Raw genomic sequence first — 15,297 nt, 5'->3', positions numbered from 1 at the left:
CGTCACCGCGCGCGGGATTCCTTACGGATCAGGGCTGTCCGCCACGGTTCCGGTCGCGGCCGCGCCGGCGTAGTTCGCGAGGCGCTCGGCCATCGGGACCCCGGCGCGATGGGCTCGCCGGCCGGTGCCGCCGCGCTGCCACGGCGCCGGGCCGGTCAACGGGCGGAACTCGACTCCGGCCGCCGCCAGCCGGTCGAGGTGGTGGGGCAACCGCCGGTGGAGATCCTGTGTGCGGGCGCCCCAGGCGATCTCCGCGAAGGCACACGTTCGCGGGTACAGCAGGTAGTCGACCAGTCGTGGGTCCTCGACGAACTCGGTCCACATCTGGCACTGGATCCCTCGCACACGAGCACTCTCGACCTGGGACCAGTCCTGCGGGATCGGCTCCCACGAGGCGACGTCGCCGAGGGTGACCGGGCCGCCGATCGCGAGCGGCTCGTCGGGATGGGCCTCCTGGAAGTAGTCGAAGTAGGTCGGCATGACCGGCGAGAGCACGACGTCGTGACCGGCTGCCGCCGCCCGGCGAGCGACCTCCGCGCCACGCCACGCCATGACCAGCGTGGTGGTCGATTCCGCGGCGGCGCCGGTTGCCTGCGTGGCGAAGCTGTCGTCCCACGTGACCGGTGTTTTGCCGTGCTCGGCCAGCATCTGCCGCACTTCGGCCATCAGGGCGGCGAAGATCTCGGCGCTCCCGGAAAGCCCTCGCTTGTCGGCGAACGCGCGCACCACCGGGTCGTTGTCCCACGCCCGCAGGACGGACTCGTCGCCACCCACGTGCACGTAAGGGGAAGGGAACAACGGGAGCAGTTCGTCGAACAGGAGGCGCAGGAACTCCAGGGACTGCTCCGACGGAGCCAGGAGCGCGTCGTGCACACCCCAGTTCGTGTGCACCGCGCGATCCGGCACGGGCGGGGACCCGAACTCCGGGTATGCGGCCAGCAATGCGCCGGTGTGGCCGGGAACGCCGATCTCCGGGATGACCGTGATCGCGCGGTCCGCCGCGTAGGCGACGATCTCGGCGAGGTCGTCGCGGGTGTAGTAGCCGCCGTGCGGTGTGCCGTCGTGGACGGCCTCGTCGGAGTAGTGGCTGACCTGGCTCGTCGCCCGCCAGCTGCCGACCTCGTGCAGGCGCGGGAAGCGGAGGCTCTCCACCCGCCAGCCCTGGTCGTCGCTGAGGTGCAGGTGCAGGGTGTTCAGCTTGTGCGCGCTCATCAGGTCGATGTGGCGCAGCACTTCCCGCTTGGGCAGGAAGTGCCGGGCGACGTCGAGGAGCATTCCGCGCCAGCGGAATCGCGGGCTGTCCTCGACGCGGATGACCGGTACGACCCACAGGGTGCCCGACGGCGCGGCCTGCCGGTAAGCGGCGTCGGGAAGGAGCTGGCGCAGGGTCTGCACGGCGTACACGACACCGGACCGGTCCGCCGCGGTGATGGTCACTCCGTCCTCGGTCACGTCGAGTACGTAACCCTCGGGAGGGGTCGCGCCCGCGCCGAGCCGCACCTGGACAACTGCGCGTCCGGCGACAACCTTGCTGGTCACGGGCAGCAGCGCGATCGCCCGCAGGACCGCCGCCCGTTCCTGCGCCGGCACGTCCAGGCGCACCGGGAGTTCGGCCGGAAGCTGGAGCACCCCCGCGCCGAGCAGCACCGAGTGCGGCTGGGGAACGAGGTGCGCCGCGCGCTCTCGGGCGTCGTCGTGGCTCATGGTCGCTGCCTCCCTGCATGCGTGTTCATGTTTCTTTCTGTTCATTCTGTGTCTAGAGTGAGCACATATTGCTCATTTGAGAGCTATTGTGCGCACAAACGAACGAAAACCACCAGGAAGGGACACCGATGTACCTCCCGATCGCCGAGGTTGCCTGCGTGCCGGCTCGGGCGCGCGTCTTCGAGCAGGGCTGGCAGTCCTGGAGTCCCACCGGCACCTACCGGGGTGACGCGACCTCGCCCCGGCCGTCCTCGGCGCAGATCGCGGCGAGCTGCTTCCGCTTCGACCGGCCGATGCCGGAATCCGGCTTCCAGGGCGAGGGACTTGTCGTGATCGACCCGGGCGACGGCGGCCCGGTGCGGTCGTGGTCCGCGGTGGACCACTCCGCCGAAGTCCCCTCCATCCGCGTGCAGGCGCTCGGGGACCGGCTCGTCGTCTCCAGCCTGGGCACTGTCCGGGAGACCGAGCACGCCGACCTCCCCCGCGCGCTCGTCGCCTGGGCCGAGGAGGTGGCGGCCGACGGTGGCGTGACGGCGGTCCGGCCGCTCGGTCCGGGGTGGAGCAGCTGGTACGGGCACTGGAACAAGGTCACCGAGCAGGACATCGCCGACACCCTGGTGCACGCCGAACGACTGGAGCTGCCGCTGGAGATCATCCAGCTCGACGACGGCTACCAGAGCGCGATCGGGGACTGGCTCGACATCCGGCCGGGCTTCGGATCCCTTGACGGAGTGACGAAACGCGTCGCCGGCACCGGGCGGCGCGCGGGCATCTGGCTGACGCCGTTCTTCGTCGCCGCCGACAGCCGGGTGGCGACCGAGCACCCGGACTGGCTGGTGCGGGGCACGCCCGCGATGCGCGAGTGGGACCGGGACATCGCGGTGCTCGACGTGACGCACCCCGGCGCGGCGGAGCATCTCGGCGGCGTGTTCAGATCCCTTGTGGCGACCGGGTTCTCGTTCTTCAAGATCGACTACATCTACGCCGGGGCGCACCCCGGCCAGCGGCACGCCGACGTGTCGGGGCACGACGCCTACCTGGCGGGGATGCGGATCATCCGCGAGGCGGTCGGGCCGGACTCGACCGTTCTTGGCTGCGGCGCACCGATGCTGCCCAGTGTGGGACTCGTCGACGCCATGCGGGTCAGCCCGGACACCGCGATCGTCGTCGAACCCAAGTCCGGGGACGTCAGCCAGCCCTCGCAGCTCGGTGCGCGGCTGGCCGGGGCCGCGCGGGAGTTCATGCACGGCCGGTTGTGGGTCAACGATCCCGATTGCCTGCTGGTGTCTCCGCGCGTGGAAGACCGCGCCGGCTGGGCGGATCACGTGGCCTCCAGCGGTGGGTGGCGGTGTTCGAGCGATCGCCTCGCCGACCTCGACGAGTGGGGAGTCGCGCGCACCCGCGAGCTGCTCACGCCGACAACCGGTCCTGCCTGATCTCTCCGGAAGGGAGTCCGCCATGGCTCAGGTCCTCACGGTGCCGACCCCGCCGCCGCCGGTCTCGACCCGGCCGGTGCCGCCACGGCGACGCCGTCGCCGGGTGTGGGAAACCCTGACGGCGTACGCCTTCGTGGCCCCGAGCCTGTTCGGCGTCGTCGCGTTCCTGTTGCTGCCAGTACTGATCGTCGCCGGGTTGAGCCTGTTCGACTGGAAGCTGCTGGCCGCGCCGGAGTTCGTCGGGCTGGCCAACTACGAGCGGCTCTTCGCCGACGGCGGGATCGGCCACTCGCTGCTGGTGACCGTCGCCTACGTGGTCCTGACCATCCCGGTGCAGACGGTGCTGGCCCTGTTGCTCGCGCTGCTGCTCAACCAGCGAGTGCGCGGCGTGAAGATCTTCCGCGCGATGTTCGTCCTGCCCTGGATGGCGACGCCGGTGGTGATGGGCCTGGTGTGGGGCTGGATCTTCGACCCGGCCAACGGCGCGGTCAACTCCTTCCTGGAGATCTTCGGGATCGACGGGCCGAGCTGGTTGTCCTCGTCCAGCCTCGCGCTGCCCGCGGTGGCGGCGACGCAGGTGTGGCAGTTCGCGGGCTACAACATGCTGTTCTTCCTCGCCGGGTTGCAGTCCATCCCGAAGGACTTCTACGAGGCGGCCTCGCTGGACGGGGCGTCGCCGGTCCGGCAGTTCTTCGCGATCACCCTGCCGCTGTTGCGCCCGACGCTGTTCTTCGTCCTCGTCACCAACGTGATCGGCTCGTTCCAGGTCTTCGACACCGTTTTCGTGATGACCAACGGCGGTCCCGCCAACAGCACCGAGGTCATCAACTACACGATCTACCAGACCGCGTTCCGGCAGTTCGATTTCGGCTACGCCTCCGCCATCGCCATGGTGCTGTTCCTGATCATCCTCGCGGTCACCATGGCGCAGGTCCGGTACTTCAACCGCACCACGACCTACGACTTGACCTGAGAGGAGCCGACCGTGACCACGACCACCCGGCGACGGCGGCCCTCCCGCCGCGCCGCCCTCTACGCGACGCTGATCATCGGGGCGGCCATGTCGGTCTTCCCGTACTGGCTGATCGTCTCGACCGCGTTGAAACCGCGTGGGGAGCTCTTCGAGGCGGCACCGTGGGCGCCGCCGTCCTCGCCGACGCTGGAGAACCTCGGTGCGCTGCTGAGCTCGGACTTCGCGCAGTCCATCCTCAACACCCTCATCTTCGTCACTGTCCTCACCGTGGGGCAGCTGATCTTCACCACGCTGGCAGCGTATGCGTTCGCGCGCTTGGACTTCCGGGGCCGCAACGCGCTGTTCTGGCTGTACCTGGCCACCCTGATGGTGCCCAACGTGGTGACCCTGATCCCGCTGTTCCTGATCATGCGCGAGCTGGACCTGGTGAACAGCTGGTACGGGCTCGTCGCGCCGTACGTCTTCGGCACGCCGTACGGGATTTTCCTGATGCGCCAGTTCTTCCGCAGCATCCCGCGCGAGATCGAGGAGGCCGCGCGGGTGGACGGCGCGGGGCACCTGACCATCCTGTGGCGGATCATCCTGCCGTTGAGCAGGCCGATCCTGGCCACGCTCGCGATCGTCACGGTGATCTCGTCCTGGAACAACTTCCTGTGGCCGCTGATCATCACCAGCAGCGCGGACACCCGCGTGATCACCGTCGCGATCGCCGCCCTGCGCTCGGAGATCGGCATCGACTACACCCGGATGATGGCAGGCAGCCTGCTCACGCTGTTGCCGATGCTGCTCGTCTTCGTCTTCTTCCAGCGCTACATCGTCCGGTCGGTCGCCCTGACCGGACTCAAGTGACACGAAGGAGTGTCCCCATGCAGCTCTCGACCTTCCGGCGGAAGATGCTCAGCGCGCTGACAGTCGGCGCGCTCGTCGGGCTGGTCGCCGCCTGCGGCGGCAGCGGTGACAGCAACGGCAAGACGACACTGACCTACCGAATCTGGGACGAACAACAGCAGAAGGGGTACGAGAAGGTCTTCGAGGCGTTCAAGGCCAAGCACCCCGACATCGACGTCAAGATCGAGCTCCAGCCCTACGACCAGTACTGGACCAAGCTCGTCACCGAGCTGGTCTCGGGCACCGCGCCCGACGTGTTCTGGATGACGCCCGCGAACTTCCCCGAACTGGCGACGAAGGGCGCGTTGATGGACGTTTCCGCCGCCGTGGAGCAGTCCGGCCTGACCAAGGACAAGTACCACACCAACGTTGTGGATTCCTTCACCTACAAGGAGAAGATGTACGCCGTCCCCAAGGACTGGGGCGTGCCGGGGATGCTCTACAACAAGCAGGTCTTCGCCGAGGCCGGGGTCGAGATGCCCACCGAGCCGCTGACCTGGGCGCCCGACGGGTCCGGGACGTTCCTGCCGCTGATGCAGAAGCTGACCGTCGACGTGAACGGCAAGCACCCCAACGAATCCGGCTTCGATCCGGCCAAGGTCAAGCGGTGGGGCTTCGCCTCGTGGAACCACTCGGGCACCCAGTGGCTGAACTGGATCCCGAGCAACGGCGGCACGACGATCACCAAGCCCTACGGCACGTTCAACTTCAACGAGCCCGCTTCGGTCGAGGCGTTGCAGTGGGGCGTCGACCTGATCAAGAAGTGGCACGTGTCCCCGCCCGCCGACCAGACCAACCCGCCCGCGGGCCGGGCGACCGAGATGTTCCAGCGCGGCGAGGTCGCGGTCTTCCCGGCCAACAACGCGCTGCTGCCCTTCGTCGCCCCCAGTTCGACCTTCCCGATCGGCACCGCATCGCTGCCCGCGGGCAAGGCGGGCCGCGTCGTGATCATCAACGGTCTCGGCGAGGCGGTCTACTCCCGCACCAAGCGTCCCGACCAGGCCAAGCAGCTCGTGTCGTTCCTGGCCACCCCGCAGGCGCAGGCGATCATGGCCGAGGGCGGCTACGTCTTCCCCGCCATCAACGACCTCGCCCCGCGCTACGTCGAGCACTGGAAGGCCAAGGGCATCGACACCCAGCCGTTCCTGGACGAGGCGCGCGGCAAGACGGTGAACTTCCCGATCGTGTCCGGCTTCGCCGCGGCGGAACCCAAGATCAACCAGATCTTCAACGACATGTACCTCGGATCGGTCAAGGTCCCCGACGCCGCCGGCGCGGCTGTCAAACAGGGCAACGCCCTGCTCAACCCTGAGAAGTAAGGAGGGCGGCCATGTCCGCACTACCCAGGAGGTGGCGCGGGGCGGCGATTGCCACCGCCGCGTTGCTGGCCGTCTCACCGGCACCGACCGCGACGGCCGAGCCCGCGCCCGGGGTGCCCGTGCAGCTGCTGTCGATCACCGACCTGCACGGCTACTTCGGCGAGTACACCACGACCGTGCCTGGCTCGCATGCGGGTGAGCCCGCGAAAACCGTTGGTGGCGGGGCATATCTCGCCTCGCACCTCAACCGGCTGCGCGCACCGATGAACTCCGTGCTGTTCTCCGCGGGCGACGATTTCTCCGGCTGGCCGTCGGAGACCGCGTGGTTCTGGAACGAGCCGACTATCGAGTACATGAACATGATCGGCGTCGAGTTCTCCACTGTGGGCAACCACGAGATCGACCGGAAACCTGCCTACCTCGAGCACATGATGAAGGGCACCTGCCGGGGCCGCCCCGACCGCGACCTCTGCTTCACCGACTCGACCGGGAAACGCTTCCAGGGCGCGGACTTCGACTACTACTCCGCGAACGTGATCAACGAGGCCACCGGTCGGCCGCTGGTCAAGCCGTACCACGTGCGGCAGGTCGACGACGGTCGCGGCGGCACGCTCCCGGTGGGATTCATCCACGCCACGACCACCCACACGCCGCAGGAGCAGCTCTCCTACTGGCCGAGCGAACTGAAGTTCCTGCCCGAGGCGGAGACGATCAACCGCTACGCCGAGGAGCTGCGCGGGCGGGGCGTCCAGGCCATCGTCGCCGTTGTGCACGAGGGGTTCTCGCAAGCGAACGGGGCGGGGTACAACGACTGCACCGCACCGTTCGGCCCGCTTGCCGACATGAACAAGCAGATCAGCCCGGCGGTGGACGCCATCGTCGGCGGGCACTGGCACGCGCTGGTGAACTGCATGCTGCCCGACCCGGCCGGTAATCCCCGCCCGGTGGTGGACGCGGCGAACCACGGCAGGCTGATCAACGAGATCAACTTGGAGCTGGACCCGGCGACCGGCGATGTCCGCCGAGACCGGACGACGTCGGTCAGCCACGCCAACACCCGTGACGTCGCACCGGATCCCGAGGTGCAGCGGATGGCGAAGTACTGGAAGGACCGGCTCCCCGCGCGGGGCAACCAGCAGGTCGCCACGGTCACCGGCGATCTCACCCGCACCTCCGGCACCGACGAGGAGTCCACGCTCGGCAACGTCACCGCCGACGCGTTCCTCTGGGCGGCCAACAAGGACGGACAGGCCGACCTCGCGGTCGCGATGCCGGGAATCTTGTTGCGCGACGTACTTTTCGCCCCTAATCCGGCCAATCCCGCAGACGCGCCAGGCCGAGTGCTGTTCTCCGAGCTGGTCTTCGGCACGGTCTACGAGAACGGCATCGGCCCGGCCGTCGTGCGCGGGACGGTGACCGGCGAGAAGCTCGACGAGCTGATCGAGAGCCAATGGCAGCGGGGAGCCGACGGTGTCGTGACGTATCGGCACATGGCCGTTTCCGGCAACGTTTCCTACACCTACGACCCCGGCGCCCCGCTCGGGCAGCACGTCGACATCAAGAAGATCCGGATCAACGGCAAGCCGGTGAAGGCCGGCCGCGAGTACCGGATCGCGACTCTGGCCAACAACTTCTTCGCCCGCAATGCCACACCCGGGTTCACGGCGCTTTTTGAGGCCAGGAACCAGGATCGGAGCATCTACTCCGGCGCGGACGCGCTCTGGAAGTACATGGAGGCGAGGTCGCCGGTCCGGCCGCCGAAACTCGACCGGGTCCGGCCCGCACCTGGCAACCGACCGGCGTAGTCCGGCTGTCTCACCTGAACCGGGACGGAGGGGTTGGCACGTGTTCGCTCATCGAGTCGAACTTGCGGACACAGGTCAGCCCCTCCGGGATCTCGATGCTGCTCGTCGAGGTCCAGCCCCGGGTCAGGGTGGGCCAGTCGGGCACGTCGGGGTGGAAGTGCGGCCGGAACGGCTCGTAGCCGTCGATGAAGGCGGCCGGTTCCGATCTCGCCTGCCACCGGATGTCCGCCGACAACCGCAGCCGGTCGCTGAGGTTGGGGCGGGCCCCGTGCACGGTGAGGCTGGTGAACACGAGCACGTCCCCCTGGCCGAAGTGGGTGCTGCGCCAGTCGTCCACGCCGCTGCCCGCCACCTGCGCGGTGACCCCGCCGGGGCCCTCCGCCCGGGACACGCCGAGCACGCCGAGCTTGTGCGACCCGGCGAGGACCTCGAGCCCACCGGCGTCGGAGGGACAGTCGGCGAGGGGGATCCACATGGTCAGGGTGTCGACCGCGCCCTGGATGAGGCGGTAGTCCTGGTGGGCGGGCGTGGGTGTGGCCCGTGGCGTCGGCGCCGTGATGCGGGCGATGTGCATCGGGTGGCAGAAGACCTCCTCGCCGAGCAGCCGCTGAGCCAGGCCGCGCAACTCCTCCCGTTCGCTGAGCTCGTGGAAGGACTGCGTCGCCTGCACGGCGGAGTACATGCCGAAGAAGGTGGACTTGCCCTCCTCGACCGCCCGGTCGGACGCCCGCAGCTCGTGCGGCTCGGTGCCGGAGGCCAGCCACCTGCTGTCGTGCAGCACGGCCGCGATGTCGGCGCGAACACCGGTGACGTAGTCGCTGGGCAGCAGGTGGGGGAAGTAGAGGTAGCCGTCCTCGGACATGCGCTCCCGTAGCGCCGCGACGTCGTCGGCGATGTCGCTGGAATCGATCAACTGCTTCATGTTCTGCCTCCGCCGTGGGGTCTCGACTGATTCGACTGTAGGAAAGGCGGGGCATCGCGGACATGGCTGAACCTGCCGAGGACATGACAGATCCTGCTGCGACGCCCTCGCCTCCGGCCGGCTTGCTCGTCGTCGGCGAGAGCACCTTCACCAAGCGCATCGAGGCGATCCGGCCGACCGGCTCGCCGAGCTGGCTGCTCATGTGGACAACGCGGGGGCGTGGCGTCGTGCACCACGGGGACACGGCCCTGACAACCAGCGCGGGGCAGCTCGTGCTGATCGAACCCGGCGTGCGGCACAGCTACGGAGTCGCGCCCGACGCCGGGAAATGGTCGCTGCTGTGGGCACATTTCCGGGCACCACAAGGAAACTGGCTCGGGACGAGTGGCCGTCTGACACCGGCGGCGAGTGGCGCCGCGGAAGCCATCGATGCCGCCTTCGACCGGCTCCGCCGTTACGCCCGGCTCACCGCTGATCACATCCCGCCGTCGCCGGTCCACCTCCCGGCCTTCGCCGCCCGCCCCGAACAGCAGGCCCTCGCCATGTGCGCGCTCGAAGAGATCGTGCGCTTGGCCCACCTCACCGGTGTTCCCGCCGCGCCGCCGGGGCCCGACCCGCGCATCGCCCGGGTGCAGCAGCTCATTGCCGAGACACCGGAGGCCCCGCACACCCTGAACTCGCTCGCCGCCGTCGCCGGGCTGTCACCGTCGCGCTTCAGCCACCTCTACGCGAGCGCCACCGGCCACAGCCCCATGCAGGAGGTGCGTACCCGCCGCCTGCGCCGCGCGGCTCGGCTGCTGACCGGCACGGGAATGTCCGTCGCCGCGGTCGCCGGCACCGTCGGCTACGGTGACCAGTTCCACTTCAGCCGCGCGTTCCGCCGCGAGTTCGGCCTGCCGCCGAGCAGTTACCGGCACAACGGCGAGGTTCCCGGTTGGGACTGACGGGTGCGGAATCTGGCGGGCGTCCCCAACACACTGCCAGCAGGAGCTGAGCATGACCGAGTCCTGGGGCGGTGGTGGCGCGTCCGCGTATCGCGAGACCGCGAAGGGCTACATCGGCGCGCTGGACGGCATCGCCAAGGAATGCGAGAACACCGCGGATGGTGTGACCATCGCCGGTGTCGTGGTCGGCACGGTCCGCGGCCTGATCTTCGACATGATCGCGAGCTTCATCAGCCGGGTGACCACCCAGGCGCTGATCGCGGCCGCGACCTCAGTGGTCAGCCTCGGCAGCTCTATCGCCGTGTTCATCAGCAGCGTGCTCATCGACCTCGGCATGCTGCTGGCCAAGATCGGCAGGAAGCTCGCCAAGCTGCTCAAGGGCCTGTCGAAACTCGCCAGGAATTTCGCGGACAAGTCGGACAACCTCAAGCGAGCCGCGGACAAGCTGTCCGACCGCGGACAACAACTGCACAACTGGGCCGACCGCCCGGACGGCAGACACGTTCCGGTGCCGCGCCGACCGCGGGCCGGGGAAGGAAGTACAACGATCGCAGTGACAAGTGGGCGGAGTCGCACGCTGGTCAGTTCGCGGAACACCCGGGAACCAGGGTCGTCAAGGAAGGGGCCAAATCGATCAAGGATCGGTCGAACCCCGATGACGGGGAAAGGTAGCCGTGGGACAGAGCAAGGTTGCCAAATCGCGGCTGTTCCTCTCGGCCGTCCTGGCCTGTTGACGGTCGCGATTGCGGGCTTCCCGCTGTTCCCCCTGTGGGGTGCGATCGGCTTTCGCGACGGTATCAGTGGAATGACGGTGCGTACGGGCACGCGACGATCACCGCTTGCCAGAACAGCGGCTTCGCCACCGGCTACGGGCTGATTCACCGATGTGAGGCGGTGGTCGAGTGGCCGAGGGCCTACACCCCGCATCCACCACCAGTCAGGGAGGTTGTCCAGGCGAACCACGCGTTGAGCGGCGAGGTCAAGGTCGAGGATCGGACCACAGGCCGATCACGAAACCGGACCACGGTGGTTCCGGCCGGTCACCCACGGGAGGGCTCCTTGGGCGCCGTTCTGCTCCAGATCCTGCTGGTCGCTGTGATCATCGGTCCCGGCGCCGTCGTCTGTTGGCAGGCGGAGAAAAGGCTGCGGAAACCGCTACCCGAAACGCCTTCGGAGAACGCCGACCTGCGGGCCGCTCAGGTCTCCCGCGACAAGGCGAGGCGACGTCGCCGGAAAAACAACCGATAGGGGTTCGTGCACACCTCGCCATGTCTTCTGAGCTGTGCAAAGACCTTCGCTGCGGTCAGCGGCCGTGACCGCGTCCTCGGTTCCTCGGCTCTCGCGCTGTGGAATCCGTCCCGAGGGGCTCAGTGCCTACCTTCTGAGCGCTTGTGTCCAGGCCCGTTCGAACTCGCCAGCAGTGATCCAGGACGCGACGAACTCCTGCTGCGCGTTGATCTCGTCAGGCGGCGGGACGGGGACTTAACCCAAGCCTGTGCCGCCCACCTGGTGTTTTTCGTCAGCCCAACCAAGACGGCCATTCCGAAAGCGCTCTACCTTCCGACGCTCGTAGCCATCGGCACCAACCTCGTTGAGGATCTCCACGGGCTCCTCAGCGAATTCGTGCAACCACGCGACCCGCAGGTACCACATCTGCGCATCTCTCCCGCCTGCACCAGCCTCAACTCTTCAACTACTGCGCAGCCTACGCGGGCGGGCCGCCTGGTGCTCGCGTCCTCCGACTGGCGTCCCCATCGCCAACCCCTGGCCGCCGGACGCGCCGCGATGATGGCGATGCCGCACTGCAGGCGCAGTGCTTCCCGGCGCTCGGCCTGGGGCGCGTCGACCACCAGGGCGTCGACCGCCGCGGTCAGCGACGGCAGCCGTCGGGCCACTTCGCTGTACGAGCGGTGTACTCCCGCTGGGAGCGCGATGTGGGAGCAGATTGGGAGCAATCCATCGCGTTGGACCGCACCCACCTGCGCTGAACTGCTGTCAACGAACCCGTCATGACATGCAGAAGTTGTTTTCCCGCAGGTCAATCCTGATGATGTCGTGCCGCATAGCTCCGCGGAGTGCTTGTGTGGTGTCGCGACGAGGTATTCGGTTTCGTAGGCGCCTGCGGTGACGCGGACGCCGTAGCAGGGGTTGGCGGGGATGATGCGGGTGCGCACGATGGCGCCCATGATGGTGGAGAAGGTGGCGAAGATGGAGGCCGCGGTGGTCTCGGCGTGCCACGACCCCGAAGGAGACCTCGGCATGGCGCGGATCGGACCACAAGTGCCGTTGAATCAGCGCTTCCTGTTCCTCGCACCATTTCTTTGCGGTGTCCTCGGTAGAACCCGGACCTGCTGGTGTAGGTGCCGTCCGGGCTTTTGCAGAAGCCACGCCAGTTCCCTAGGCTGCCGTGGTTGGGTTGCGCGTAGGCCAAAGCTGCCCCGTTGGGGAACGTGAGTCAGGCGACGATGCGCGGTCGCTGGTATGGCTGGGCTGCGGGTTGTGTGGGGTGCGCTGGAGTATCTGTTGAATGTCTGCTCGGGTGAATCGGTGGTGCTTGCCGAACCGGTGGTGCGGGATGGCTCCGGCTCCTGCTCGGCCCTCCAAGGACCGTGCTGATAGTCGGAACAGGTCGGCGAGTTGTTCGGCGGCGAACAACTCGCCGGGGTCGGCGGGGAGTCTGCTGGCGACTTCCTTCAGCGCGGTGGAAAGGATGTGGAGGTGATCGATGAGCACGAGCGACCACGGTGGAACGTTCGCGGAAGTGTCGGTCATCGTATGCTCCACCTCTCGTGAGCGGCGGAAACAGCTGGCAGAGCGGATTTTCACCAGCTGTACCAGCTGAAACAGCTGTCACACAAGGCCTTCACCCGACAGAACGACCCGCTTGCACCACCCACCGCCCTGTGGCGGTCGACGCGATCTCCCACGCGTCAGTTTTAGACCTAGGGCGGTGCGTACAAGCCGAGGGCGAGCCCGGCCGGACGCTGGGACCGGCCGAGCTCAGTGGCGTGGCGGTGTCAGGCGAGGTCGTACCGGTCGAGATCCATGACCTTGGTCCAAGCCGTGACGAAGTCCGCTACGAACCGCTCACGGGCGTCCTCGCTGGCGTAGACCTCCGCGAGGGCACGCAACTGGGAGTTGGAGCCGAAGATGAGGTCGACCGCGGTCGCGGTCCACTTCACCTCGTCGGTGGCCGCGTCCCGGATCTCGAAGACGCCCTCTTCGGACTCCGATGCCTTCCACCGGGTCCCCGGCGACAGCAGGTTGGCGAAGAAGTCGTTGGTGAGCAGGCCGGGCCGGTCGGTGAGCACACCGTGCTGGGTGCCGCCGTGGTTGGCGCCGAGGCCGCGCAGACCGCCGACGAGGACGGTCATCTCGGGTGCTGTCAGGTCGAGCATGTAGGCGCGGTCGACCAGCAACACCTCCGGCTGGAGCTTCTCGCCGGACCGTACGTAGTTGCGGAACCCGTCCGCGCGTGGCTCGAGTACCTGGAACGACTCGACGTCCGTCTGCTCCTGGGTGGCGTCGGTGCGGCCCGGGTGGAACGGCACGGTCACCTCGACCCCGGCGTCCCGCGCGGCCTTCTCGACGGCCGCCGAACCGGCCAGCACGATCAGGTCTGCCAGCGAGATCTTCGCACCGCCCACGTCGTTGAATTCCCGTTGGATCCCTTCGAACGCTTCGAGGACGCCGGTGAGCTGCTCGGGCTGGTTGACCTCCCAGCCGCGCTGGGGTTCGAGGCGGATCCGGGCACCGTTGGCGCCGCCGCGCTTGTCGGTGGCCCGGAAGCTGGCCGCGGAGGCCCAGGCTGTGGTGACCAGCTGTGCGGTCGTGAGGCCGGAGTCGAGGACCTTCGCCTTGAGCGCGGCGATGTCGGCGTCACCCACGAGGTCGTGGTCGACCGCGGGCACCGGGTCCTGCCACAGCTGGGGTTCGGCGACCCACGGCCCCAGGAACCGGCTCACGGGGCCCATGTCGCGGTGCAGCAGCTTGTACCAGGCCTTGGCGAACGCCAGCGCGAACTGGTCGGGGTTGTCCAGGAAGCGCCGGGAGATCTTCTCGTAGGCCGGGTCCACGCGCAGCGCCAGGTCGGTGGTGAGCATGGTCGGCTTGTGCTTCTTGGCCGGGTCGTGCGCGTCCGGGACGATCGGCTCGGCGTCCTTGGCGATGTACTGCTTGGCGCCGCCGGGGCTGGTGGTCAGTTCCCACTCGTAGCCGAACAGGATCTCGAAGAAGCGGTTGCTCCACTGCGTCGGCACGTCGGTCCACGTCACCTCAAGACCGCTGGTGATCGTGTCGCCGCCCTTGCCGCTGCCGTGGGTGCTCAGCCAGCCGAGACCCTGTGCTTCCAGCGGTGCGCCTTCGGGTTCCGGGCCGACGTGGCTGTCGGCGACGCCCGCGCCGTGGGTCTTGCCGAAGGTGTGGCCACCGGCGATGAGGGCGACGGTCTCCTCGTCGTTCATCGCCATCCGGCCGAAGGTCTCCCGGATGAAGTGGGCCGCCGCGGCCGGGTCCGCGTTGCCGCGGGGTCCTTCCGGGTTGACGTAGATGAGCCCCATCTCGGTCGCGCCGACCTCGGGCGCCATCTGCGACTCGCTGACGTAGCGCTCGTCACCCAGCCAGGCGTCCTCCGGGCCCCAGAAGATCTCCTCCGGCTCCCACACGTCCGCACGGCCGAACCCGAAGCCGAAGGTCTCGAAGCCCATCGACTCCAGTGCGACGTTGCCTGCGAGCACGAGCAGGTCGGCCCACGAGATCTTCTGGCCGTACTTCTGCTTGACCGGCCAGAGCAGCCGCCGGGCCTTGTCGAGGTTGGCGTTGTCGGGCCAGCTGTTGAGCGGGGCGAACCGCTGACCGCCGTCGCCCGCGCCACCGCGTCCGTCGTGGATCCGGTAGGTGCCCGCGGCGTGCCAGCTCATCCGGATCATCAGACCGCCGTAGTGACCGAAGTCGGCCGGCCACCAGTCCTGCGAGGTCGTGAGCACGTCGGTGATGTCGCGCTTGAGGGCGTCGACGTCGAGCTTGGCGAACTCCTCTGCGTAGCTGAACCCCGCAGGCAGCGGGTTGACCTTCGTGGAGTGGGCGTGCAACACCGACAGATCAAGCTGGTTGGGCCACCAGTCGCGGACCGTGCGCGGACGACCGCCCGTCTTCGGTGTCGGCGAGTCGATCGCGGGGTTCTCGCTCTCGCTGCCGTGCGCGGTCACCGAGTCGTGCGCGACCGGGCACCCGGCCGCCGCCTTCTGGTCGACGCCCTGCGCGCTGGATGGGGCGTTGTCCTTGGGGGCGTTCATGTGTTTCCTTCC

Annotated in this window: 10 protein-coding genes and 1 pseudogene; 7 read left to right on the top strand and 4 right to left on the bottom strand. The window is 68.2% G+C overall.

The features are described 5' to 3' along the window. Positions 1 to 21: 21 nt before the first annotated feature. Positions 22 to 1,704, bottom strand: a complete 1,683-nt coding sequence (locus tag AOZ06_RS39880; RefSeq protein WP_054294100.1) for a beta-N-acetylhexosaminidase — start codon at positions 1,702 to 1,704, stop codon at positions 22 to 24. Between the two features lie 158 nt (positions 1,705 to 1,862). Between AOZ06_RS39880 and AOZ06_RS39875 the strand changes: the two genes are divergently transcribed. The 5 genes from AOZ06_RS39875 to AOZ06_RS39855 are packed head-to-tail and all read left to right on the top strand — an operon-like array spanning position 1,863 to position 8,125. Further along, the gene (locus AOZ06_RS39875) at positions 1,863 to 3,140 is read left to right on the top strand and encodes a glycoside hydrolase family 36 protein (protein ID WP_218921858.1); all 1,278 of its coding nucleotides are present in this window, start codon (positions 1,863 to 1,865) and stop codon (positions 3,138 to 3,140) included. Positions 3,141 to 3,162: 22 nt separating this feature from the next. Then, positions 3,163 to 4,113, top strand: coding sequence for a carbohydrate ABC transporter permease (locus AOZ06_RS39870; protein WP_063810198.1), 951 nt, complete (start codon positions 3,163 to 3,165; stop codon positions 4,111 to 4,113). A gap of 12 nt (positions 4,114 to 4,125) precedes the next feature. Then, positions 4,126 to 4,962 carry a carbohydrate ABC transporter permease gene (locus AOZ06_RS39865; protein ID WP_054294098.1) on the top strand — a complete coding sequence of 279 codons (837 nt, stop codon included), beginning with the start codon at positions 4,126 to 4,128 and terminating at the stop codon, positions 4,960 to 4,962. A gap of 17 nt (positions 4,963 to 4,979) precedes the next feature. After that, positions 4,980 to 6,320, top strand: a complete 1,341-nt coding sequence (locus AOZ06_RS39860; RefSeq protein WP_054294097.1) for an ABC transporter substrate-binding protein — start codon at positions 4,980 to 4,982, stop codon at positions 6,318 to 6,320. Positions 6,321 to 6,331: 11 nt separating this feature from the next. Continuing rightward, positions 6,332 to 8,125, top strand: a complete 1,794-nt coding sequence (locus AOZ06_RS39855; RefSeq protein ID WP_054294096.1) for a bifunctional metallophosphatase/5'-nucleotidase — start codon at positions 6,332 to 6,334, stop codon at positions 8,123 to 8,125. Between the two features lie 10 nt (positions 8,126 to 8,135). Here the strand turns inward: AOZ06_RS39855 and AOZ06_RS39850 are convergent, their stop codons facing one another. Next, entirely contained in the window at positions 8,136 to 9,047 is a 912-nt protein-coding gene (locus AOZ06_RS39850; protein WP_054294095.1) for a phytanoyl-CoA dioxygenase family protein, read from the bottom strand. A gap of 62 nt (positions 9,048 to 9,109) precedes the next feature. Between AOZ06_RS39850 and AOZ06_RS61575 the strand changes: the two genes are divergently transcribed. After that, positions 9,110 to 9,991 (top strand): helix-turn-helix domain-containing protein, encoded by an 882-nt coding sequence (locus AOZ06_RS61575; RefSeq protein WP_063810197.1) that lies wholly within the window; start codon positions 9,110 to 9,112, stop codon positions 9,989 to 9,991. 52 nt (positions 9,992 to 10,043) lie between these two features. Beyond that, positions 10,044 to 10,868 carry a hypothetical protein gene (locus AOZ06_RS39840; protein ID WP_054294093.1) on the top strand — a complete coding sequence of 275 codons (825 nt, stop codon included), beginning with the start codon at positions 10,044 to 10,046 and terminating at the stop codon, positions 10,866 to 10,868. 497 nt (positions 10,869 to 11,365) lie between these two features. On the opposite strand, the pseudogene AOZ06_RS61810 reads toward AOZ06_RS39840, so the two are convergent. After that, positions 11,366 to 11,644 (bottom strand): annotated as a pseudogene (locus tag AOZ06_RS61810) (DUF6881 domain-containing protein). A 1,364-nt stretch (positions 11,645 to 13,008) separates the two neighbouring features. Beyond that, a complete protein-coding gene (katG, locus tag AOZ06_RS39825) occupies positions 13,009 to 15,285 on the bottom strand; it encodes a catalase/peroxidase HPI (RefSeq protein WP_054294091.1) in 2,277 nt (758 codons plus the stop codon). Positions 15,286 to 15,297: the final 12 nt, after the last annotated feature.

Source organism: Kibdelosporangium phytohabitans (assembly GCF_001302585.1).
Classification (GTDB): domain Bacteria; phylum Actinomycetota; class Actinomycetes; order Mycobacteriales; family Pseudonocardiaceae; genus Kibdelosporangium; species Kibdelosporangium phytohabitans.
Note: the sequence above shows the minus strand (reverse complement) of the source record. Positions and strands in the feature narration are given on the sequence as shown.

What these genes read in the sequence shown, in the direction of transcription:
- katG (WP_054294091.1), bottom strand. Translation starts at nt 15,285, where the DNA reads ATGAACGCCCCCAAGGACAACGCCCCATCCAGCGCGCAGGGCGTCGAC.
- AOZ06_RS39860 (WP_054294097.1), top strand. Translation starts at nt 4,980, where the DNA reads ATGCAGCTCTCGACCTTCCGGCGGAAGATGCTCAGCGCGCTGACAGTC.
- AOZ06_RS39870 (WP_063810198.1), top strand. Translation starts at nt 3,163, where the DNA reads ATGGCTCAGGTCCTCACGGTGCCGACCCCGCCGCCGCCGGTCTCGACC.
- AOZ06_RS39855 (WP_054294096.1), top strand. Translation starts at nt 6,332, where the DNA reads ATGTCCGCACTACCCAGGAGGTGGCGCGGGGCGGCGATTGCCACCGCC.
- AOZ06_RS39850 (WP_054294095.1), bottom strand. Translation starts at nt 9,047, where the DNA reads ATGAAGCAGTTGATCGATTCCAGCGACATCGCCGACGACGTCGCGGCG.
- AOZ06_RS39880 (WP_054294100.1), bottom strand. Translation starts at nt 1,704, where the DNA reads ATGAGCCACGACGACGCCCGAGAGCGCGCGGCGCACCTCGTTCCCCAG.
- AOZ06_RS39840 (WP_054294093.1), top strand. Translation starts at nt 10,044, where the DNA reads ATGACCGAGTCCTGGGGCGGTGGTGGCGCGTCCGCGTATCGCGAGACC.
- AOZ06_RS61575 (WP_063810197.1), top strand. Translation starts at nt 9,110, where the DNA reads ATGGCTGAACCTGCCGAGGACATGACAGATCCTGCTGCGACGCCCTCG.